This is a genomic window from Saccharopolyspora shandongensis (assembly GCF_900106995.1).
GTDB classification, from domain to species: Bacteria; Actinomycetota; Actinomycetes; order Mycobacteriales; family Pseudonocardiaceae; genus Saccharopolyspora; species Saccharopolyspora shandongensis.
Genome location: NZ_FNOK01000024.1, coordinates 1 through 20,712, shown reverse-complemented (window position 1 = coordinate 20,712; position 20,712 = coordinate 1). Strand labels below are relative to the sequence as shown.

Sequence of the window (20,712 nt, the reverse complement as noted above, 5' to 3'; positions counted from 1 at the left end):
ACGCGACATACCGCAAACCTCGGCAGCAGGGCCGGCGGAACGGACCGACGCGTCGCGCCGGACCTGTGGTTCTGCCGACCAGAGGAACATGGCGCCGGGTACCCGCTCAGCCCGAACCGAAACCACAGGCCGAACACGGAACTCAGAGAGCGCCGCGGAGGTAAGCGGATCGCAGGCTCACCCGGCGACCTGGCGATCGTCGCGCGGTCGCTGACGCGAGTTGTTCGCGGCAGTGCGCCAGAACATCATCCACCGCGATGCTCGCCGAACGCGTGGACGGTTCGGCCCCCACCCGCCGAGTCCGGACAGTCGCGCAGCTCAACTATCCACATTGGACTGAGATGCGTCACCGGCTCCGAAGCGCTGATCCCGGCACTTGATCAACGAGTCGAGCGACTCCTGCGCGACGGCGGCGATGAACGCCGGGCACAACAGGGCTTCCAGCGGCTCCTCACGGCCCCGGGGGGAACGTTCGTAGCGGGCCCTGCCCGCGGCGTAGCTCAGCAAGATGCCCTGCTCCGCCGCAATCGGTCCGCTGTTGGGAAGCCTGGGGTGATCATCGGGATCATGCTCGCAGGAAACGCGGTCGTAGCGCGCGAGCGCCTTCTCCAGACCCTCGATCAGGTCGTCGAGGACCGACTTCCGCTCGGTGTCCCAGATCGCGTGCCAGCTCACCGCCCTGACGACCAGGACCCGCCCGGCCAGCTCCTCCGGATCCGCGGTGGACAGGGCCCAGCCCTGCGAAGCGATCTCGTCCTCGACGTCGGTCGACCACTTCGGATACCCCTCCAGAAGGCACGACAGCACGTCGATCTGCTCCACTGCCTCGGCCGGCAGGCGTGCCGGGACGTCGGCCACCGAACCAGGGTCGAGGATGTCCAAGGCGATGCGCGCGAATCCGGCCACATTCCGCGGGCAGAGCCACTCCTCCCGCGGCCGCGGCTCCTCCCACCCCTCCCACTCCTCCCCCTCGTTCGCGAGCGGCGAGAACACGTCGAGGAGGATTTCGTCGTCCTCGTCCGTGTGGGTCTCGTACGGGTGGGAGACATGGGTGCACGGCTGAGCTCGCAAGGCCGCGTCGGCGGCTCGGAGGGCCTTGACCGCCGCATCCGCGACACCGTCGCCCGGGAGCCAGGTGAGATAGGGAGCGGTGATCACCGATCCGAGTACCCACAGCCACGCCTGCTCGCCACCGGGCTCCTCGGCGAGCTTGGCGACGCAGTCGAGCACGGCCAGGTCGTACTCGGCGTTCGCGGAATCCTGATAGCACAGGCGGATTTCTTCCCAGGACTCGACCAGCGCATCGAGGGAGTCGCCAACAACGTCGAACATGACCACATCGAAGCATGACGGACCACCGGGTTCCGCCCGCATCGCGAACAACGCCGCCAGCTTGGTCGAGGTCGTCGTGATCTCCAGTGCCGAATACCTGGCCTGAAGCGACACGCCGTAGCGCCGAGCTGCAAGAACGGAATGCTCGTGTGTTGTGGTCAAGCCCCAGGCCACCGCGTCACAGCTATAGAGCGACCTGTGACGACTCCAGCGCACTGTGGTCGGCCGCGGCGTGGAGGTGCCGGCGGAACTCCTTCAGCGCCATGGTGACGTGTGCGTCGCGACGACGAACGAACACGGTCGTCACCGTTGCATCGGCAGGCGCCATCCGGTGCAGGCGCAGTCGGTGGCGCAGTCCAGAATGCTCGGCCAGCGCCCGGGGCAGCATCGTGATGCCGAGGCCTGCGGCGACGCAGCCGAGGATGCCTTCGATCGTGCCGTAGTCGAGGACCTTCGGTTCCACGCCGCGCGCTCGGACGACGGCTTCGAGCCTGCGCCGGTACGAGCACCCCGCGCGGAACACGAGCAGCCGGGGGCCGTTGGGTCCGCGCAATGCGTCATCGAGGTCGCGGTGCCTCAGCGCGGTGATGACGACCATTTCCTCGGTGAAGACCTCTTCTTCGTGCAGGTCCTCGTCGTTGACGGGGCCGGCGACGAGCACTCCGTCGAGGGCGTGGTCCTTGACCAACGCCACCAACGACTCGGTGGGGCCGGTGAGCACGGAGAGGTCGACATCCGGCCAGGCCGCGGTGTAGGACTCGAGGACGGGCGGCAACCGAATGCCCGCCGTCGTCTCCATCGCTCCGATCCGCAACGGCCCGCAGGGCCTGTCGTCCCGAACCGCACGGCGGGCCTCGTCCGCGAGCGAGGTGATCCGCTGGGCGTAACCGAAGAACTGCTCCCCGGCCGCGGTCAAGGCCACTCCCCGGGCGTGACGGCGGAGGAGGATCGCGCCGAGTTCTCGTTCCAGCCCTGCCATTCGCGCGCTGATGCTGGACTGCACGGTGTGCAGTTCCGCGGCCGCGCGCGTGATGCCACCGGTGCGTGCCACGACGACGAACACCTGCAGGTCCGACAACTCCACGGGCTCGCTCCTGACCTTGAGAGTTCGTCGTCGACGATGGCAGCGTTCGCCACTCATCGTTGGACACGATTCCTAGCAGAGCCTAGCGTCCTTCCTGCACCTGAGAAGCAGGTCGACAGCGGGGAGAACGCGGTGATCCCAACCAGACTGACGGCGGCGCTGGGCATCGAGCGGCCGGTCTTGCTCGCGCCGATGGACAAGGTCGCCGATGCCCGACTCGCTTCGGCGGTGTCCGCGGCGGGTGGGCTGGGCTTGCTCGGTGGCGGCTACTGCGATCGCGAATGGCTGGACGAGCAGCTGGCGTCGGTGAGCAGGCGGGTCGGATGCGGGTTCATCACGTGGTGCCTGGCCCGGAATCCCGAGCTGCTCGACGTCGCGCTCGATCACGACCCGGCAGCGGTGTTCCTGTCGTTCGGCGACCCGATGCCGTTCGCCGACCGGATCCACGAGGCGGGCGTGCCGCTGCTGTGCCAGGTCTGCACGGTCGAAGAAGCGCGACGCGCCCTGGCTGCCGGAGCGCGCGTTCTGGTGGCCCAGGGAGGAGAGGCCGGCGGGCATGGCACCGGAACCCGTTCGACCCTCACCCTGGTCCCCGAACTGGCCGACCTGCTCGCCGCGCGTTCCCCTGACACACTGCTCGTGGCCTCGGGCGGGGTGGCGGACGGCCGCGGACTGGCCGCCGCCTTGTGCTTGGGGGCCGACGGCGTGGTGATGGGGAGCCGGTTCTGGGCGAGCACGGAGGCGGCCGTGTCCGCCGCCGCGCAGCGCCGCGCACTCGCCTCCAGCGGCGACGACACCGTGCGGCAGAGCGTGTACGACATCGTCCGGGCGGCGGACTGGCCCTCCCACTACACCGGACGAGTGCTGCGCAACGACTTCGTCCGGCAGTGGCACGGGCACGAGCAGAAGCTGCGCGAAGACCTGCCCCGTCTGCAAGAGGTCTTCAAGAACGCCAAGGACAACGACGACTACAGCATCGGGAACGTCATCGTCGGCGAAGCGATCGGCCTCATCGACGAACTCGAGCCCGTCGAAGCGATCATCGACCGCGTCGTGCGGGAAGCCTCGTCCATCCTCGTCTCGACCTGAGCTCGTCGACAGCGCGCCGCACCCGCAGACCTGATCTGCTCGTCCACCACGCAACACCCTTGGGAGGAACTGCACATGCAGCAACGAGTCCGGGATTTCTGCGCGCGCTTCGGTCTGCGGGTGCCGATCGTGCAGGCACCGACGGCCGGTGCCTGCCCGCCCCGGCTGGCGATCGCGGTGGCCGAAGCCGGCGGGATGGGCGCGAACGGGGTGGTGCTCGACCGGCCCGAACTCATCGGCGACTGGGTCGAGCGGTTCCGCGCGGGAACGACCGGCCCGTTCCAGCTGAACACCTGGATTCCGGACGCGCCGGTCGACGACCCCGGGCGGCAGCAGGCGGCGGAGCAGTTCCTGGCGCGATTCGGCGAAGCGGGCGAGGCCGGACCCGCGAGCCCGGACTTCGCCGAGCAGTGCGAGGCCATGCTGGCGGCCCGGCCGACGGTCATCTCGTCGATCATGGGGCTCTTCGCCGAAGACTACGTCGAGCGGCTGCACCGGGCGGGCATCGCTTGGTTCGCCTGCGCGACCAACCTCGCCGACGCCCTGGCGGCCCAGGAAGCAGGTGCCGACGCCGTCGTCGCCCAGGGGATGGAAGCGGGCGGGCACCGGGGCAGCTTCGACCCGCAGACAGCCGAGCAGACCGACGTCGGCCTGTTCGCCCTGATCCCGCACCTGGCCGACCGGCTGCGGATCCCGGTCATCGCCGCTGGCGGAATCGCGGACGGACGTGGCGTGGCCGCCGCGCTGGCCCTCGGCGCGAGCGCGGTCCAGGTGGGGACCGCGTTGCTGCGCTCCCCCGAGGCGGGCATCGACGACGGCTGGTCGGCCTCAATGGACGGGCTGTCGCCGGAGCGGACGGTCACCACCCGCGCGTACACCGGCCGGCTCGGACGGGCGGCGCCGACGCCGTTCGTGACGGCGTGGACCAGCGACGAAGCTCCTTTGCCCGCCCCATATCCCGTCCAGCGGCGGCTGTTGGGTCAGTGGCGCCGAGGCGGTGCGGCCGGGCTCGACCGGGTCAACCACTGGGCCGGCCAGAGCGCGGCCCTGGCCACCACGGCACCGGCAGGAGAAATCGTCACTCGCATGTGGACGGACGCGCGCGAACTGCTTGCCTGATATGCGAATGACGCATCCCGCGAGCCCCTGGTGGTCGGGACGTGGTTCAGCGATGCAGGCGGTCCGGTCCGGGTCCCGTCAGTCCTGGCCGAGCCAGAGGTCGGGGCCGAAGACCTCGTAGTGGATGTCGGTCGCCGGGACGCCGAGTTCGCGGAGCTGGGTGCGGACCGCGCGCAGGAACGGCAGCGGACCGCACAGGTAGGCCGTGATGCCCTCCGGGATGCCGATCGCGGTCAGGTCGACCAGTCCCGTGCGGTCGGCGGGCCAAGGGCTTCCGGGGTCCTCGTACCAGACGTGGGCGGTGGCGTTGGGCAGCTTCGCGACGAGTTGCTCGAGATCGGCGCGGAATGCGTGGGTGCCTTGGGCGCGGTCGGCGTGCACGGCGATGACCCGGCGCGGCGAGCCGGTGCCCGCCAGGTGGTTGAGCATGCCGATCATCGGCGTGCAGCCGATGCCGGCCGAGGCGAGCAGGACCGGGCCGTCGCCGTCGCCGAGCGTGACATCGCCGAAGGGCGCCCCGATCCGCAGGACGTCGCCTTCGGCGACGCGCTCGTGCAGGTGGTTGGAGACCTCGCCGTCCGGTCGGCCGACGACCTTCTTCACCGTGAACTGCAACGCGTCGGCGGGCGCGCCGGAAAGGCTGTACTGGCGGATCTGGCGCGCCCCGTCCGGCAGTTCGACCTGCACGGACACGTACTGGCCGGGTCGCGACGCGGGAGGCGGGGAGCCGTCGACCGGGCGGGCGAGGAAGGTGACGACGTCGTTGCCGGGCAGGCGGCCCACGACGCAGTAGTCGCGCCAGACCTCGCCGTCGGGAGTGCCCGCCTCGGCGTACAGGCGGGTTTCGATCGCGATGAGCGCGTCCGCCATCGACCAGTAGACCTCGTTCCACGCCGCGGCGACTTCGTCCGTGACGGCCTCGCCCAACACCTCGGCGATGGCGGCGAACAGGTTGGTGTGCACGATCGCGTACTGGTCGGGCGTGATCCCCAGGGACGCGTGCTTGTGCGCGATGCGGCTCAGCATCGTCTCGGGCGGAGTACCGGGATTTTCCAGGAGCGCCGAGGCGAACGCCGCGATCGATCCCGCCAGGGCCTGTTGCTGCTCGCCGCTCGCCTGGTTGCCCCGGTTGAACAGGTCGCGCAGCAACTCGGGGTGGGCGGTGAAGAGCTTGTCGTAGAACACCGACGCGATCTGGCCCATGGCGCTGCGCACCGCCGGCAGGGTGGCACGCACCGCTTCGATCGATTTCTCGGACAACATCGGCCAACTCCAAACTGGTATCCAATATTCGTATTTTTGGCCGCACCGGATCGCCAGGCGTGGCGATTTCCGGAGTCAGCTCGCCGGCGGCCTCGACGACAGGCTCAGCAGGATCGGTCCGGTGGGGGCGGCCACCAGGTCCTCGATGGTGATCGGGTCGAGCGCGGCGAAGAAGGCTTCCTGAGCGTTGCGCAGCGCCGTGCGCAGTCGGCATGCCGACCGCAGCGGACAGGGCGGATCGTCCTCGCAGCCCACCACATCGCCCACGCCTTCGAGCTCGCGGACGAGTCGGCCGAGAGATCCGGTGCGCCCCGACTGGGTCAGAGCGAGCCCGCCGCCGCGACCCCGGCGAGCCTCGACGACACCGAGGCGCTGCAGCAGCGTGACGACCTTCGCGGCATGGCTGTAGGGAACGGCGACCTGGTCCGCGACCTCGCGCGTGGTCGGCGCGACTTCGTCGTCCAGGACCGCGAGGCGCATCGCTATCCGCAGCGCGAGATCGGTTCGTTTGGTCAGCCGCACAAGCACGACCCTAGATAACTGGAATCTCAAAATCCAAATATCCCCGCGCGCCTGTAAGGCAGCTCATATCGGGCACCCGCACCCGCGGCGGTATTGACCGTGCAAATCCAGTATTGACCGGTCAATTGGTCGCCCGCTAGATTCTCGTCCCATGGCAGTCCCGGCGTACTTGCGGATCCGCAACGAGCTGGAGCGGCAGATCCGCTCCGGCGCGCTTCCGCCTGGAAGCCGGCTACCGACCGAGTCCGAGCTCCAGCGGGAGCACTCGATCGGCCGCGCGACCGCGCAGCGAGTGCTGACCGAGCTGGCGCAGGCGGGCTTGGTGGAGCGCCACCGCCGCCGGGGAACGTTCGTCGCATCGAGTGCACGGCAGGAGAACCTGCTGCGCATCGCCAACCCGGTGCTGCAGGGCCCGGAGATCCCGGGGCGGCACGCGGTGGACTCGATCACGGTGCTCCCGGCCGGGGACGCCGACGTCGAACTGCCCGGCGTGGCCGACGACGTGCCGGTGCACCAGCTGCGACGGCTGAAGTTCGACGTCGACGACAACCCGATCGCCGTCGAGCTGTCCGTCATCCCGTTCTCACTGGCACCACGACTGCAGGACGAGGACCTCGTCCACCTGACCGTGCACGACTACTTCACCCGCATCGGCGTTCCCGCGGCGAAGTCCCGCGTCTACATCGACCCGATCAACCTCGACGAGGCGACCGCGGAACGGCTGCAGCTGCCCGAGGGCAAGGCCGTGATCCGGTTGCGGCGCATGACCTGGCTGACCGACGGCGATCTCGCCGAAGTGGCGTGGTGGATCATGCGACCCGACCTCGTCGAGTACTTCCTCGAACAAACAATTCCCCAGTAACGAGGAATCCCCCTCAGCCGCCGATCCCCAGTGGACCGGTCGATGCGCCGTGCGCATTTTCACGGACCTCCCATCCCTCGTGAACATCGTCATCGGGACACAAAGGAGTGTGACCATTGGCAACTTCGCGCATCGCGATCATCGGCACCGGCGTGATCGGTGCGATGACCGCCTGGCAGCTCACCCGTCGAGGGGCCGAGGTACTGACCTTCGACGCCCACTCGCCGGGGCACGACCGCGGCGCATCCGCCGGTGAATCGCGGATTTTCCGGACCATCTACAAGGAAGGACCGGGCTACGTTCCGCTGCTGCAGCGGTCCAGCGGCCTGTGGCGCGACCTGGAACGCACGACCGGGTCCGATCTGCTGACGATGTGCGGCGGGCTGACGATCGGTCGCGCCGACCACCCGGACGTCCAGGCCGTCCGGCGCTGCGCCGAAGGGCACGGGCTCGACCACGAGGTCCTCGATGCGAACCGGACTCGGGAGCGCTTTCCCCAGCACGCGGTCGACGACGACGAAGTAGCGGTGTTCGATCCGGCCGCGGGCGTCCTCCGCCCCGAGCTCGCGGTGCAGGCGGCCCTGCACGCCGCCGAGGCATCCGGTGCGACGCTGCTGCCCCACCATCCCGTCCGGAAGGTCGCCAAGACCGCACGTGGATGGCGAATCACCAGCAACGGCAAGGACTTCGACGCCGATCACGTCGTCTTCGCCCCCGGCCCGTGGGCGTCGCGACTGGAGCCGCTGCGAGGACTTCCGGTCGAGGTCAGGTTGATCACCGCGTGCTGGTGGGCGGCCCGCGACCACGCCGCCCACCTGCCGGACCGGTTGCCGATCACCATCCGCCGGCACCGCGAAGCCGGGTTCTCCTGCTTCCCGTCGCTGGACGGCGCATCCATCAAGACCGTGCCGCACCACCTCGGGTTCCCGGTGCTGGGCGACCCGGATTCCTTGCCCCGCAACGCTTCCCCCGAGTTCACCCGCGCGGCGTCGGCCGCTGCGGCCCGGCTGCTGCCCGGCGTCGTGCCGCACCCGATCCGGATCGGCACCTACGCCGAGGGGTTCACCCCGGACGAGCACGCGCTGCTCGGCGCCCTGCCCGGCCTGCGCAACGCCACGGTCATGACCGGCTTCTCCGGCCACGGTTTCAAGCTCGCACCGGTCTTCGGCGAGATCGGCGCCGACCTGGTCCTGACCGGCGGCACCGCGCACGACATCGACCACCTCGACCCCAGCCGCTTCACCAACGCGTGATCACTGGAGGCACACCATGCCCACAGGTTCGACCGGACAACTGGCCGGGATCGTCCTCACCAGCCTGCTGGTGATCGGCGCCGGCGCCGCCATGTCCGTCTACTTCGGACGCCGCGCGAAGACGTCCCAGGATTGGCTCGCGGCCAACGAGTCGCTGCCGCTGTTCGTCGTCGTCATCACCCAGTTCGCCGCCGCCTCGGGCGGTGGCGTGCTCATCGCCCACGTCGGGATCGGCTACAGCTCCGGGTGGTCGGTGTTCATCTACGAAGGCTGCGTGCTGGTCGGCTTCCTGCTGCTCATGCTGATCGCGCGCTGGCTGCGCGAGCAGCGGTTCACCACCGTGCCCGACGTCGTCACCCGCCTGTTCGGCCAGAACCGGCTGCTCACCGCCATCGCCGCGGTCGCCGCGCTCGTGGTCCCGTTCGGCTGGATCGCGACGCAGTTCGTCGCCTTCGCCCGGCTCTTCGGCCAGCTGACCGGAATCCCGCTCCCCGTGCTCGTCGCGGTCATCGCCGTCGCTTCGCTGGCGTTCGTGCTGCCCGGCGGGCTGACCTCGGTGGCGTGGGCCGACTTCGTGTTCGGCCTCTTCAAGATCACCATGGCGCTCGTCGTCGCGATCTACGGCATCCAACTGGCCGGCGGCTGGACGCACGTCACCCAGGTCGTGCCGCAGCGGCTGTGGGGCTTCGAGGGCGTCACGGCCGTGGGCTGGCAGCAGATCTGGCTGTGGGCGGCCGCGATCATCCCGGGCACGCAGACCAACCAGCTCTACTACCAGCGCGTGTTCGCGACCAAGCGGATCAGCGACGCGCGTCGCGGCCTCGGGCTCTCGGGCCTGACGATGCTCATCAGCGGCGTCTACGCCGGCTGCATCGGGCTCGCGGTGCACGCGATGAACCCGAACCTGGCCTCCCAGGAGGACGCCGCCGGCTGGCTGCTCACCCAGCTGCCGTCCTGGATGCTCATCGTCTTCGCGGCGTTCCTCGTCTCGACGATCGTCGCCACCAGCGGCGCCGCCCTGCAGTCGGTCACCGCCAACCTGACCCGCGACGTCTACCAGAACATCGCCGGCAAGGCGGCGAGCGAGCGCCGAACCGTCGCGCTGTCGCGGTTGCTGACCATCGCGGTGTCGATCGTCGCGGCCGTGCTGGCGGTCGTGTTCCCGCAAGCCCTGCCGTGGCTCGTGGCCACCTACGCCTACTCTGCGGCGGCGCTGGCCGCGCCGATCTTCCTCGGCTACGTGCTGCACCGCCGCCGCCACCTCACCCCGGCGACCGCGATCGCGAGCATGGTGGCGGGCATCGTCGGTTGCGGTGTCGCGCAGGTGCTGGACACCACCGTGCCCTACGCGGTGTACGGCATCGCCACTTCGGCCGTGGTGCTACTGCTGATGGCCGCCGCGACGTCCAGCAAGAGGGCCGACGCACCCGCGTCGACCGTTCGAAGTGAGATTGTGAGGGAACGATGAGTAAGAGGATCGCCGTCGTCGGCCTCGGCGTGCTGGGCGCCAGCGTCGCACGATCGCTGACTCTGCAGGGCGCCGAGGTGACCGTGTTCGAACGGTCCGCGGCGCTGGCCGGGACGTCGGGCACGTCGTTCGCCTGGACCAACTCGCACAGCAAGAACCCGCGCTCCTACCACGACCTCAACGTCGCCGGCCTCGCCGAACACGACGCGCTCGCCTCCGACACCACGCAGACATGGCTGGTGCGCAACGGAAATCTCGAGTGGGCCGAAGACCCCACCGGCGCGGACCGGCTCGCCGCCTCGGTCGCGGAACTCGCCGACCGCGGCTACCCCGTCGAATGGATCACCCCGCAACGGGCCCGCGAACTCGTGCCCGACCTGCGCGTCCCCGACCACGTCGCGGACATCGCCCACTACCCCACCGAAGGTCACGTCTTCCCGGCGCTGCTCGTATCGCGGCTGTGGGGAGAAGCACGCGACCACGGCGCGCGCCTGCGCTGCCCCGAGACGGTGACCGGCCTGTCCGAGACCGACGACGGGGTGCGGATCGAGCTGGCCGACGGCGTCGCCGAGGCCGACGCCGTCGTCCTCGCGGTCGGCCGCTGGACCGAGGCGCTCACCACGTCGGCGGGCCACCGCGTCCCCGTGGCCGATCCCGACGCCGCGGGATCCGCGACCGTCGGGATGCTCGGCTACACCAACCCCCTGCCCACGAGGCTGGACCGCGTCCTCACCACGCCGCGGCTCAACGTCCGCCCGGACGGCGGCGGTCGCCTGATCGTGCAAGGCCTCGACCTCGACGTCGACGCCGACCCGGCCAACCCACCGGCGCTCGACGGCTACCACGCCGGACAGTTGTGCAGCCGCCTCAACGACCTGCTCGACGGCACCGAAGGCGCCCGCTTGGAGTCCCTGCGCATCGGCCAGCGCGCCATGCCCGCCGACGGCCTGACCGTCGCCGGGTTCCTCGGTGACCGGGGCAGGATCTACACCCTGTGCACGCACAGCGGCGTCACGCTCGGCCCCCTTCTCGGGCGTCTCGCCGCGCAGGAACTCCTCACCGGGAACACCGCGGAGATCCTCGCGGACTTCCGCCCCCAGCGGCTCATCGGCCAAACGGACCTCCCCACCCTCCAACCGGCCCGCTTCGCCGGCCAGCAGTAGCAAAACCCGCAGTGCCCAGGCGCGCGTCCGGCCACCGGGGCACTGCGCAGACCGGTACAACGGTGACCTACGTTCAGTGATCTACGTTCCGGTGGTCCGCAGTTTCAATTGAAACTGCGGACATCCGGGTCCTGAAGCACCAGGTTCGTCAGCGGCGGAGGGGCTCGTGGGGGAGAATCCCAAGAACGTCCCGGCGCCGCGCCAGAGGGCGCTGATGCCGGCGCTTCGTACCGCATCCCCGAACAGCTTGCCCCCTCCACGACGCGCCACGATCACCGTCCCCACGAGACGACCGGCCGACTTTTCCGGCCAGAGAGGCGAAAAATGCGCATCGATCTCAGCGAGAAGACCGCACTCGTCACCGGTTCCTCCGCGGGGATCGGTTTCTCGATCGCACGCGGCCTCGCCGGCGCGGGCGCCGATGTCGTCGTCAACGGCCGTTCGGAGAAGACCGTCACCGCCGCCGTCGACAAGATTCGGCAGGAGGTCCCGGACGCGGCCGTGCGCCCGGCCGTCGCCGATGTCGCCACCGACGACGGTGCGAACCGAGTCGTGGACCTGGCGGGCGACGTCGACATCCTGGTCAACAACCTCGGAATCTTCGGCGCCATCCCGGCGCTCGAGATCACCGATGACGATTGGCGGCGCTACTTCGAGGTCAACGTCCTCGCATCGGCGCGGCTGACCCGCCTGCTGCTGCCTGCGATGATGGAACGCGGCTGGGGACGCGTGCTCAACATCGCCAGCGACTCCGCCGTGGTCATCCCCGAGGAGATGATCCACTACGGCACGAGCAAGACGGCGTTGCTCGCCGCTTCCCGCGGATTCGCGAAGGCCGCCGCGGGCACCGGGGTCACCGTCAACTCGGTCATCGCCGGCCCGACCCACACCGGCGGCGTGGAGGACTTCGTCTACCAGCTCGTCGACCGGGCCCTCCCCTGGGAGGAAGCGCAGCGCGAGTTCATGCGCACCAACCGACCGCAGTCGCTCCTGCAGAGGCTCATCGAGCCCGAGGAGATCGCCAACATGGTCGTCTACCTGGCCTCACCGCTCGCATCGGCCACGACAGGCGGCGCGGTGCGCGTGGACGGTGGCTACGTCGATTCGATCCTGCCCTGACCGGTCTCGTCCGGACGCACCGGCCGGAGAGGCCGTTTCAGAACGCCCGGCTCGTCCCCAAGGCCCCCGGCACCCGACGTCGGTGGGCGATTTCGCGCGAAATCGCCGCCATGCCCCCACGTGGAGCGTCGATTTCGCGCGAAATCGACGCCCTCCGCCCTGGACGGGCCGACGCACACGGGCCTACGCACCGGCCTGAAACGAGCGCTGAGCCGAGATTCGAGGTTCGGTGCGTCGGCGCTGATCAGCGTTGCAGGGCCGGCGGGCGGTGTGTCAGCCCGTGCAGTGCCTCGACCAGCGGGGCGAGCTCCGGGGTTCGCCCCGCCGCGGCGAGTGCCGCTTCCAGCGCCGCGTCGTGGGTCGGACGCGCCTGCTCCAGCAGGGCTCGGCCCGCGTCGGTGAGCTCGGTGTAGATCCCCCGTCGGTCCTCCTTGCAGAGCACGCGGGTCAGCAGCTCGCGGTCCTCCAGCCGACTGACCAGTCGTGTCGTCGCACTGCCGCTGAGCGCCGTGGCGCGGGCGAGCTGCTGCATGCGCATGTGCCAGCCGTCCTGGCGACCGAGGGCGTCGAGGACCGTGTACTCGACGACCGACAGGCCGTGTTCGGCCTGGAGCGCCTTCTCCAGCGCGGCGTCGAGCATCCCGTGCAACGCGGCAAGCGTGCGCCAGCCGTGGGCGCGCACTTCGACGGCATCGTCGGCGATTCCCACGAGCACCTCCTGTCGGTTGACCTGCAACACCAAGCTTGCACCCTTATGAGGCGCCTGCAACTATCTCCTGCATCACAATGCCTGCACATTGAACTAGTACGCGTCTGCAATTATTGTCGACGCTCGTAAGGTTCAGACGCAGTCATAAAGGAAGGCCGTGCACATGCCTCTCGCGCTTCTGGCCCTCGCCATCGGCGCCTTCGGAATCGGCACCACCGAATTCGTGATCATGGGTGTGCTTCCGCAGGTCGCCGGCGAGTTCGACGTCAGCATTCCCGCCGCGGGCTGGCTGGTGTCCGGCTACGCGCTCGGCGTCGTCATCGGCGCCCCGATCCTCACCGTCCTGGGCACCAAGGTCTCCCGCAAGAAGATGCTCCTGTTCCTGATGGGCGTCTTCATCGTGGGCAACGCGCTCTCCGCCGCCGCTCCGACCTTCGGCGTCATGCTCATCGGCCGGGTCGTCGCCTCGTTCGCCCACGGCGCGTTCTTCGGCATCGGTTCCGTGGTCGCCGCCAGCCTGGTCGCCCCAGAGAAGAAGGCCTCGGCCATCTCGCTGATGTTCATGGGGCTGACCATCGCCAACATCATCGGCGTCCCCGGCGGCACCTACGTCGGGCAGGCCGCCGGCTGGCGGGTCACCTTCGCCATCGTCGCCCTGCTCGGCGTGATCGGGTTCCTCGGCGTCGCCATGCTCGTCCCGGAGCAGGGCAAGCCCGAGGCCGCGAGGATCCGCACCGAGTTCGCGGCGTTCCGCAACGTGCAGGTCTGGCTCGCGATGGCGATGACCGTCCTGGGATACGGCGGCGTGTTCGCCGCGATCACCTACATCGCGCCGATGATGACCGATGTCGCGGGCTACTCCGAGGGCGGCGTGACCTGGCTGCTCGTGCTGTTCGGCATCGGCATGTTCCTGGGCAACCTGCTGGGCGGCAAGTTCGCCGACAAGGCCCTGATGCCCATGCTCTTCGTCACGCTCGCCGCCCTCGCGGTCGCCCTGCTGCTGTTCACCGTGACGGCGCACAGCCAGGTCCTCGCCGCGATCACCCTGCCCACCATCGGCGCCCTGGGCTTCGCCACCGTGCCCCCGCTGCAGAAGTGGATCCTCGACCAGGCATCCGCCGCCCCGACCCTGGCCTCCGCAGCAAACATCGGCGCCTTCAACCTCGGCAACGCCCTCGCCGCCTGGCTGGGTGGTGTCGTGATCGCCGCCGGATTCGGCTACACCTCGTCCAACTGGATCGGAGCGATGCTCGCCGGCACGGCGCTGCTGCTGTCCTTCCTCGCAGCTTTCCTCGATCGCCGCAGCCGGGCGACCGGTCCCATCGCGGCGCCCGAGCCGGTGGCCGCCCAGCACTGATCCTGACGGGGACGCAAATCCGCAACACCCACAAGGAGTTCCGCACATCATGGTTCCCACCACCACCCTCAACAACGGCATCGAAATCCCGCAGCTCGGCTTCGGCGTCTTCCAGGTGCCGGACGCGGAGACCACGGCCGCGGTCGCGGCCGCCCTGCAGGCCGGTTACCGCTCCATCGACACCGCCACGATCTACGGGAACGAGGCCGGGGTCGGCCGCGCCATCGCCGAGTCCGGAATCGCCCGCGACGAACTGTTCATCACCACGAAGCTGTGGAACGCCGATCAGGGCTACGACACGACTCTCGAGGCGTTCGACCGCAGCCTGGACGCGCTCGGGCTGGACCACGTGGACATGTACCTCATCCACTGGCCCACCCCGGCTCGCGACCTGTACCCGGAGACCTGGAAGGCCATCGAGAAGCTGGTCGCGGACGGGCGGGTCCGCGCCGCCGGTGTCTCGAACTTCCAGCCCGCGCACCTGCGCCGCCTGCTCGACAGCAGTGCACTCGTCCCGGCGGTGAACCAGATCGAACTGCACCCCGGGCTCCAGCAGCGCGAGCTGCGCGCCCTGCACGCCGAGCACGGAATCGCCACCGAGGCCTGGAGCCCCCTGGCTCAGGGCGCGATGCTCCGCGAGAGCACGCTGACCGAAATCGCCGCTCGGCACGGCAAATCGCCCGCCCAGGTCGTCATCCGCTGGCACCTGCAGCTGGGCAACGTCGTGATCCCGAAGTCCGTCACCCCGTCCCGCATCCGCGAGAACATCGACGTCTTCGACTTCGCGCTGTCCGAGGACGAGATGACCGCGATCGCCGCGCTCGACCGCGGCCTGCGCACCGGGCCGGACCCCGACACCCTCAACTGACCATCCGCACAGGTCGCACGGGCGGATCTTCCCCGCCCGTGCGACCTTTCCGCGCAGCTGCGGGCTATTCGGCGCCGCTCGTGCGGAGGACGGTGGCGCGGAACGAGGTCACCACCGGCCGCAGGTCGACTCGATGCCTGTTGCGCTTCCTCCAGGGCGGCGTCAGGCACCGGGCGCCGGGTCGGCCGACCCGGCGCCCGGCCGGAACCTCAACGCAGCGGGTCGTACGGCGCCAGGTCGATCCCCGGGTCGACCTGGCGGGCCAGCCGCGCCGCGACCGAACCCGTGTACGGGCCGATCGTCAGGCCCGAGGCTCCCAGGCCGTTGACCACGACCAGCCCGGCGACCTGCGGAACCGCGCCGAGCAGCGGCCGGATGTCGGGCCCCATCGGACGGAACCCGATGCGGGTCTCCACGTGCGTCGCATCGGCCAGCCCGGGGGCCACCGACAGCGCCTCGCCGAGTACCTCCGCCATCCCGGCCGCGGTCACCCGGTGGTCGAAGCCCGCGTCGTCCTCACGGGTCGCGCCGACCACGACCCGCGAGTCGTCGAAGGCCAGGATGTAGTGCCGCGACTGCGGCAGCACGACCGGCCAGTTCGCGGTTTCCACGCCCGGCAGCCGCAGGTGCATGATCTGGCCGCGCTGCGGCGTGACCCGCACCTGGACGCCGATCGGTCCGAGCAGCCGCGGCGACCAAGCACCGGCCGCCGCGATCACGGCGTCCGCCCCGATGAACACGTCGTCGACCTGCACCCCGCGGACCGCGCTGTCGGCGACGATCGCGGCCGTGCCGTTGATGATCCGAGCGCCGCGCCGGGTGGCGGCGCGGCGCATCGCGTCGCGGACCAAGCGGCCGTCCAGGCGCGCTGCGCCGGGGATGTGGATCGCCTTGCCGTCGTGTTCGAGCGGCGGGAACAGCTCGCGGGCCCGGCGACCGCTGATCAACTCCACTTCGCCGGCCATCGGGGACTCCGCGGCACGCTCCGCCACCCGCTGAAACGCCTCGTCCGATTCGTCTTCGGAGATCAGCCGCAGCGAGCCGACCCGCCGGTAGCCGAGCTCGGTCTCTCCGTCGGCGGCCAACGCCGACAGCAGCTCCGGGTAGTGCTCCGCCCCGGCGACCGAGATCCGGTACCAGTCTGGATCATCCACTTTGGACGACCACGGGCAGACGATGCCCGCACCGGCCGAGGTCGCGCGGCCCGGGGCCGGGGAGTCCACCAGGACCACCTCCACCCCGGCCCGGGCCAGCTCGTATCCGGCTGCCGCACCGGCGATGCCGCTTCCGACGACCACCACCCGCATTTCCCGCTCCTCCCGGTTCGACCGACTTCTCCTCATCGCACACCGCCCATGCGCCGCTGCACCCAAGGCGTGATCAGGTGCATGACGACCCCGGCGGCCATCACCGCCGCGCCGACCCCGGCGAAGTAAGCGACCTCGGTCTCCGCGCGGTAGAGCTGCACCAGCTGCGCGTTGATGCCCGCCGCCGCGGCGGAGGCCAAGAACCACAGGCTCATCATCTGGGCCAGGAACGCCCGCGGGGCGAGCTTGGTGGTGGCCGAAAGGCCCACCGGCGACAGGCACATCGACCCGCAGATCACCACGAAGTAGCTCGCGACGAGCCACCACGGGCTGGCGAGCGCGTCCACGCCGCCCAGCAGACCGGGCCCGGCCATCAGCACGAACGACGCCCCGCCGAGCAGCAGTCCGGTGGCGAACTTGCGCGGCGTGGTGGGCTGCCGGTCCCCCAGCCTGATCCACAGCCAGGCGAAGGTCGGGGCCAGCACGAGCGTGGCGATCGGGTTCAGCGACTGGAACCACGAGGACGGCACCGCGAACCCGAAGATCTCCAGGTCGGTTCGCGTGTCGGCGAACTGCGCGAGCACCGAGCCGGACTGCTCGTTGACCACCCAGTAGCACACCGCGCCGATGAACAGCGGGATGTAGGCGATCAACCGGGACCGCTCCACGGCGTCGGTCTTCGGGCTGCGCAGCATCATGATCGAGTACGCCACCGGCAACAGCACCGCGAGCACCGACACGGCGTTGATCAGCACCTGGACGGTCAAGAACCCGGTGGCGCCGAGAACCGCGACCACCACCGCCAACACCGCGACGCCCACGGCCGCGCGCAACGCCACCTGGCGCCGCTCACCGGCGAGGAGCGGATTCGTCGGTGCGTCTCCGGCCTGGCCCAGCCGCGCCCGCCCCCGGACGTACACCACCAGGCCCGCCGCCATCCCGACGGCCGCGAGGCCGAAGCCGAGGTGGTAGTCGACCTGCTGCCCGAGCGTGCCCACGAGGTACGGCGCGATGAAAGCGCCCAGGTTGATGCCCATGTAGAAGAGGGAGAACCCGGCGTCGCGGCGGTTGTCCGCCGGCGAGTACAGCTCCCCCACCATGCTGGACGCGTTCGGCTTCAACAGCCCGGTGCCGACCACGATCAGCAGCATCGACACCAGCAGCGCGGGCAACCCGCCGGGCACCGCCAGCGCCAGGTGACCGCACATGATCAGCAGGCCGCCCAGCAGGACCGCGCGGCGCATGCCCAGCAACCGGTCGGCCATCCAGCCGCCGACGATGCCGGACATGAACACCAGGGCACCGTAGATCGACACCAACGCGGACGAGGTCGGCTTGTCCAGCCCGAGCCCGCCGTCGGAGGTCTGGTCGTACAGGTAGTACAGCAGGATCGCGGACATCCCGTAGTAGGAGAACCGCTCCCACATCTCCAGGAAGAACAACGTGGCCAAGCCGCGGGGGTGGCCGAAGAAACCTCGGTCGCTGGTGGGGATCTCCGTCTGCTCGCTCATGGCCGCCTTTCGATGGATGGCGTGTACCGGCGGGAGAAACCGCGGTCAGCGAGTCGTGCCGTCGGGTCGCCGCAGCAGCGGGCGGTCGACCGTCCAGAGCACCTCCGCGATCTCGGAGCCGCAGTTGTGGATGGCGTGCGGAATCCTGGACTTGAAGTGGATCGAGTCGCCGGCGCCGAGCACCGCGGTCTCGTCCGACAGCAGGAACGTCAGCTCGCCGCGCAGCACGTGGCAGAACTCCTCGCCGTCGTGCCGGGTGACCGGTGACGGCTCGGCGGTCGGGTGCACCGCGGTGATCATCGCCTCGATGCGCTGGTCGGGCAGGTCCGCGGTCAGCACGCGGTGCTCCCGCTCGCCCATCACCACCCGCGTGGCGTCCGGGTCGTCGTGCCGGGCGATCGAGTACTCGCGCCGGCTGCGGCGACCGGCCGCGCCCAGCAGCTCGACCGCGTCCACCTCCAGCGCGCCGGCGAGCGCGAAGAGCGAGGTCAGCGAGATCGAGTTGATGCCGCGCTCGACCAGCGAGAGGAAGCCCGGCGACAGCCCGCAGCGCTCCGCCAGGTCCCGCAGCGTCAGCCCGCGCTCGGTGCGGATCCGCTTGATCGCCGCCCCCACCAGCCGGTTCGGGCCATCGGCCGGTTCGGCCGGATGAGCGCTGTCGACCACGGGTCCTGCCCCTTCCGTCGGGTAAACGGAATTTAGTCACACCAAACAAGGGCAGTCAATACTGAACGGGACGGGGAAGCACAGAGACCGCCGCGGTCGATCCCGCGGGCCAGGGCGTCCCGCTGCGACACCGGCGAGGAGTCCGATGTGGACGGCTCAGTGCGCCTCGCGGTGGCGGGCTGGAACTCGAAACCGGTGCTGCATGCCTGGCCGCGGCGGGAGATGAGGGATATCCCCGTTACTACGGGGTCAGCATTCCTTCTCCTGATCACCGCCGGGATGATGCCGTTATGAGGACTGGAATCGGGCGCAAGTCCACCTGGCTGTGCAGGCTGCTGCCCGGCTGGCTGCGCGCGCCCGGCCGCCGCACCGTCAAGTACCGCTACGAGCTGGAACGCGAGCTGCACGACGGACCGGCGGCGGGCCTGTCGGCACTGGCCCTCGAACTCGGGTTGATCTCCGCCACCGCCGGTGACCCGCGGCTCTCCGCCCGCATCGACGCACTCCGGGACACCATCTGCCGGCACGTCGAACACGCGCGCCTGCTCGGCGCGACCATCCACCCGCCAACGCTCACCGCAGGCCTCGGACCGGCGTGGATGTCGGTGGCGGAGCACGGCGACCTGCGACTGCGGCTGGACCTGCCGCCCCACGACCTCGATGCGCAGGTCACCGGCCGGACAGGTCTCCTCGTCGCCGATCACCTGCGCACGCTGAAACCCGGCACCGCCGTGCAGGTGCGAGTGCGGGGCAGGAAGTTCGTGCGCGTGCACATCACCGAGCAGCGACCGGGATCGACACGGCGACGCTTCCGGGCAGTGCTGGGATGAAGACGGCCATCGCCGAGGACAGCGCCGCTCCGAGGAGACCTCACCTTGGAAGCGAGGCCGTCGGCCGACGATGGTGCGACGCGCTGAACCTGTTGGCGCGAAGGGCGATCAGCTCTCCGCAGAGCTGTAGCGAAGGGTCGCTCGAGGGTCAACGGTGCAACCGGAATGTTGCCCGAAAGTCGCGAACTCCTGCCCGTTCGCCGACTCCGCGCCCCGGCCGGCGCGTCCCCACCCGCCGCACGGGCGAAGCTGGTGCCGGTCGGTGGAGTTCGGGAGGCTCAGGACAATGGCTCTAGGTTCCAGCCGAGGTCTGGTGCGGACCCAGACCGAGGACAAGGTCGTGCGGCTGGTGAACGTGGAGCGGGCGAAGCGGCGGCTCGGCCCGTTGCACATCGACGAGCGGTTGCGCAGCGCCGCGCGCTGGCACAGCGCCGACATGGCACGACGCGGCTTCTTCGCGCACCAGGCGACGCGCGGCCCGTCGCCGTTCGAACGGATGCTGGCCGCGGGTTTCGAAGATCCCGGCGGGGAGAACATCGCCGCCGGCCAGGAATCGCCCGCCTCGGTGGTGCACGCCTGGATGCAGAGCATCCCGCACCGCGCGAACATCCTGAACGCTGACTTCCGGTTCATCGGCGTGGGGCTGCACATCGACGCCACCGGCCCGTGGTGGACGCAGAACTTCGGCTTCTGACGGCGACGACTCAGGCGGCGGGTAGTGGGAGGCGTACCTCGAAGCAGCAGCCACCCGGGACGTTGCGCACCGACACGTCCCCGTTGTGCGCCTGCACGAGGCCCTGCACGATGGCCAGGCCGAGACCGCCGCCGCTGCTACCGCGGGTCCTCCGGTCCTCCCCCCGCCACCCCATGTCAAACACCGAGGCCAGGTCACCTTCCGGGATCCCCCCGCACTCATCGCTCACCGAGACGGCCGCCCAGCCGGCGAGCACGCGGATGTCCACCGTCACCGTCGAACCCTCCGGGGCATACCGGATCGCGTTCCCCAGCAGATTGTTGAACACCCGCGTGAAAGCACGGTCGTCCACGTTGACCACGACCGGCTCGACCATCCTCGCGCTCAAGCTGATCCCCCGCTCACCGGCCACCACTTCCAACGCCGCCACCTCATCGCTGACGAGGTCGTCCAGCGCCACCAACCGCGGAGCCAGACGCAGCGTCCCGGACTGGAT

General features: G+C 69.9%; 20 protein-coding genes. 11 read left to right on the top strand and 9 right to left on the bottom strand.

What is annotated here, in order from left to right; all coding sequences use genetic code 11:
- Positions 1 to 318 precede the first annotated feature (318 nt).
- Both BLW84_RS24005 and BLW84_RS24000 read right to left on the bottom strand, forming a co-directional pair.
- Positions 319 to 1,332 (bottom strand): hypothetical protein, encoded by a 1,014-nt coding sequence (locus BLW84_RS24005; protein WP_143061080.1) that lies wholly within the window; start codon positions 1,330 to 1,332, stop codon positions 319 to 321.
- A gap of 184 nt (positions 1,333 to 1,516) precedes the next feature.
- Positions 1,517 to 2,416 carry a LysR family transcriptional regulator gene (locus BLW84_RS24000; RefSeq protein ID WP_093269085.1) on the bottom strand — a complete coding sequence of 300 codons (900 nt, stop codon included), beginning with the start codon at positions 2,414 to 2,416 and terminating at the stop codon, positions 1,517 to 1,519.
- 132 nt (positions 2,417 to 2,548) lie between these two features.
- On the opposite strand from BLW84_RS24000, the gene BLW84_RS23995 reads away from it, so the two are divergent.
- Positions 2,549 to 3,505 carry an NAD(P)H-dependent flavin oxidoreductase gene (locus BLW84_RS23995; RefSeq protein ID WP_218157445.1) on the top strand — a complete coding sequence of 319 codons (957 nt, stop codon included), beginning with the start codon at positions 2,549 to 2,551 and terminating at the stop codon, positions 3,503 to 3,505.
- A 75-nt stretch (positions 3,506 to 3,580) separates the two neighbouring features.
- Entirely contained in the window at positions 3,581 to 4,624 is a 1,044-nt protein-coding gene (locus BLW84_RS23990; protein ID WP_093269080.1) for an NAD(P)H-dependent flavin oxidoreductase, read from the top strand.
- 78 nt (positions 4,625 to 4,702) lie between these two features.
- Here the strand turns inward: BLW84_RS23990 and BLW84_RS23985 are convergent, their stop codons facing one another.
- Positions 4,703 to 5,887 (bottom strand): globin domain-containing protein, encoded by a 1,185-nt coding sequence (locus tag BLW84_RS23985; protein WP_093269077.1) that lies wholly within the window; start codon positions 5,885 to 5,887, stop codon positions 4,703 to 4,705.
- Positions 5,888 to 5,962: 75 nt separating this feature from the next.
- Entirely contained in the window at positions 5,963 to 6,409 is a 447-nt protein-coding gene (locus BLW84_RS23980; RefSeq protein ID WP_093269074.1) for an RrF2 family transcriptional regulator, read from the bottom strand.
- Positions 6,410 to 6,560: 151 nt separating this feature from the next.
- On the opposite strand from BLW84_RS23980, the gene BLW84_RS23975 reads away from it, so the two are divergent.
- From BLW84_RS23975 to BLW84_RS23955, 5 genes are all read left to right on the top strand, one after another.
- Positions 6,561 to 7,271 carry a GntR family transcriptional regulator gene (locus tag BLW84_RS23975; RefSeq protein WP_093269072.1) on the top strand — a complete coding sequence of 237 codons (711 nt, stop codon included), beginning with the start codon at positions 6,561 to 6,563 and terminating at the stop codon, positions 7,269 to 7,271.
- Positions 7,272 to 7,387: 116 nt separating this feature from the next.
- On the top strand, positions 7,388 to 8,524 hold the full coding sequence (gene solA, locus BLW84_RS23970; RefSeq protein WP_093269069.1) for an N-methyl-L-tryptophan oxidase: 1,137 nt from the start codon (positions 7,388 to 7,390) through the stop codon (positions 8,522 to 8,524).
- Between the two features lie 16 nt (positions 8,525 to 8,540).
- Positions 8,541 to 9,992 carry a sodium:solute symporter family protein gene (locus BLW84_RS23965; protein WP_093269066.1) on the top strand — a complete coding sequence of 484 codons (1,452 nt, stop codon included), beginning with the start codon at positions 8,541 to 8,543 and terminating at the stop codon, positions 9,990 to 9,992.
- The gene (locus BLW84_RS23960) at positions 9,989 to 11,155 is read left to right on the top strand and encodes an NAD(P)/FAD-dependent oxidoreductase (RefSeq protein ID WP_093269064.1); all 1,167 of its coding nucleotides are present in this window, start codon (positions 9,989 to 9,991) and stop codon (positions 11,153 to 11,155) included. Before BLW84_RS23965 ends, BLW84_RS23960 begins: the two co-directional genes overlap by 4 nt.
- 324 nt (positions 11,156 to 11,479) lie before the next feature.
- Entirely contained in the window at positions 11,480 to 12,274 is a 795-nt protein-coding gene (locus tag BLW84_RS23955) for an SDR family NAD(P)-dependent oxidoreductase (RefSeq protein ID WP_093269061.1), read from the top strand.
- A 244-nt stretch (positions 12,275 to 12,518) separates the two neighbouring features.
- Here the strand turns inward: BLW84_RS23955 and BLW84_RS23950 are convergent, their stop codons facing one another.
- A complete protein-coding gene (locus tag BLW84_RS23950; RefSeq protein WP_093269256.1) occupies positions 12,519 to 12,983 on the bottom strand; it encodes a MarR family winged helix-turn-helix transcriptional regulator in 465 nt (154 codons plus the stop codon).
- 163 nt (positions 12,984 to 13,146) lie between these two features.
- On the opposite strand from BLW84_RS23950, the gene BLW84_RS23945 reads away from it, so the two are divergent.
- Together BLW84_RS23945 and BLW84_RS23940 are read left to right on the top strand one after the other, a co-directional pair.
- Positions 13,147 to 14,340 carry an MFS transporter gene (locus tag BLW84_RS23945; protein WP_093269058.1) on the top strand — a complete coding sequence of 398 codons (1,194 nt, stop codon included), beginning with the start codon at positions 13,147 to 13,149 and terminating at the stop codon, positions 14,338 to 14,340.
- 49 nt (positions 14,341 to 14,389) lie between these two features.
- Complete coding sequence (locus BLW84_RS23940; RefSeq protein WP_093269055.1) at positions 14,390 to 15,208, top strand: aldo/keto reductase; 819 nt, start codon at positions 14,390 to 14,392, stop codon at positions 15,206 to 15,208.
- A 209-nt stretch (positions 15,209 to 15,417) separates the two neighbouring features.
- Here the strand turns inward: BLW84_RS23940 and BLW84_RS23935 are convergent, their stop codons facing one another.
- Genes BLW84_RS23935 through BLW84_RS23925 form a run of 3 tightly spaced genes read right to left on the bottom strand, consistent with a single transcriptional unit; the run spans position 15,418 to position 18,692 of the window.
- Positions 15,418 to 16,515 (bottom strand): NAD(P)/FAD-dependent oxidoreductase, encoded by a 1,098-nt coding sequence (locus BLW84_RS23935; protein ID WP_093269053.1) that lies wholly within the window; start codon positions 16,513 to 16,515, stop codon positions 15,418 to 15,420.
- A 32-nt stretch (positions 16,516 to 16,547) separates the two neighbouring features.
- The gene (locus BLW84_RS23930; protein ID WP_093269051.1) at positions 16,548 to 18,026 is read right to left on the bottom strand and encodes a peptide MFS transporter; all 1,479 of its coding nucleotides are present in this window, start codon (positions 18,024 to 18,026) and stop codon (positions 16,548 to 16,550) included.
- 45 nt (positions 18,027 to 18,071) lie between these two features.
- Entirely contained in the window at positions 18,072 to 18,692 is a 621-nt protein-coding gene (locus BLW84_RS23925) for a helix-turn-helix domain-containing protein (protein ID WP_093269048.1), read from the bottom strand.
- Between the two features lie 290 nt (positions 18,693 to 18,982).
- Here BLW84_RS23925 and BLW84_RS23920 point away from each other — a divergent pair, with 290 nt between their 5' ends.
- Together BLW84_RS23920 and BLW84_RS23915 are read left to right on the top strand one after the other, a co-directional pair.
- Positions 18,983 to 19,522, top strand: a complete 540-nt coding sequence (locus tag BLW84_RS23920) for a histidine kinase (protein WP_093269046.1) — start codon at positions 18,983 to 18,985, stop codon at positions 19,520 to 19,522.
- A gap of 286 nt (positions 19,523 to 19,808) precedes the next feature.
- Positions 19,809 to 20,216, top strand: coding sequence for a CAP domain-containing protein (locus BLW84_RS23915; RefSeq protein WP_093269044.1), 408 nt, complete (start codon positions 19,809 to 19,811; stop codon positions 20,214 to 20,216).
- A gap of 10 nt (positions 20,217 to 20,226) precedes the next feature.
- On the opposite strand, the gene BLW84_RS23910 is transcribed toward BLW84_RS23915, so the two are convergent.
- Positions 20,227 to 20,712, bottom strand: a 486-nt coding sequence (locus BLW84_RS23910; protein ID WP_143061079.1) for a sensor histidine kinase, incomplete at its 5' end; no start/stop codon positions are given.

Excerpts from the sequence above, each read along its gene's own strand:
- BLW84_RS23920 (WP_093269046.1), top strand. The coding sequence starts at position 18,983 with ATGAGGACTGGAATCGGGCGCAAGTCCACCTGGCTGTGCAGGCTGCTG.
- BLW84_RS23940 (WP_093269055.1), top strand. The coding sequence starts at position 14,390 with ATGGTTCCCACCACCACCCTCAACAACGGCATCGAAATCCCGCAGCTC.
- BLW84_RS23990 (WP_093269080.1), top strand. The coding sequence starts at position 3,581 with ATGCAGCAACGAGTCCGGGATTTCTGCGCGCGCTTCGGTCTGCGGGTG.
- BLW84_RS23960 (WP_093269064.1), top strand. The coding sequence starts at position 9,989 with ATGAGTAAGAGGATCGCCGTCGTCGGCCTCGGCGTGCTGGGCGCCAGC.
- BLW84_RS23985 (WP_093269077.1), bottom strand. The coding sequence starts at position 5,887 with ATGTTGTCCGAGAAATCGATCGAAGCGGTGCGTGCCACCCTGCCGGCG.
- BLW84_RS23945 (WP_093269058.1), top strand. The coding sequence starts at position 13,147 with ATGCCTCTCGCGCTTCTGGCCCTCGCCATCGGCGCCTTCGGAATCGGC.
- BLW84_RS23975 (WP_093269072.1), top strand. The coding sequence starts at position 6,561 with ATGGCAGTCCCGGCGTACTTGCGGATCCGCAACGAGCTGGAGCGGCAG.
- BLW84_RS23915 (WP_093269044.1), top strand. The coding sequence starts at position 19,809 with ATGGCTCTAGGTTCCAGCCGAGGTCTGGTGCGGACCCAGACCGAGGAC.
- BLW84_RS23935 (WP_093269053.1), bottom strand. The coding sequence starts at position 16,515 with ATGCGGGTGGTGGTCGTCGGAAGCGGCATCGCCGGTGCGGCAGCCGGA.
- BLW84_RS23930 (WP_093269051.1), bottom strand. The coding sequence starts at position 18,026 with ATGAGCGAGCAGACGGAGATCCCCACCAGCGACCGAGGTTTCTTCGGC.
- BLW84_RS23955 (WP_093269061.1), top strand. The coding sequence starts at position 11,480 with ATGCGCATCGATCTCAGCGAGAAGACCGCACTCGTCACCGGTTCCTCC.
- BLW84_RS24005 (WP_143061080.1), bottom strand. The coding sequence starts at position 1,332 with ATGTTCGACGTTGTTGGCGACTCCCTCGATGCGCTGGTCGAGTCCTGG.
- BLW84_RS23965 (WP_093269066.1), top strand. The coding sequence starts at position 8,541 with ATGCCCACAGGTTCGACCGGACAACTGGCCGGGATCGTCCTCACCAGC.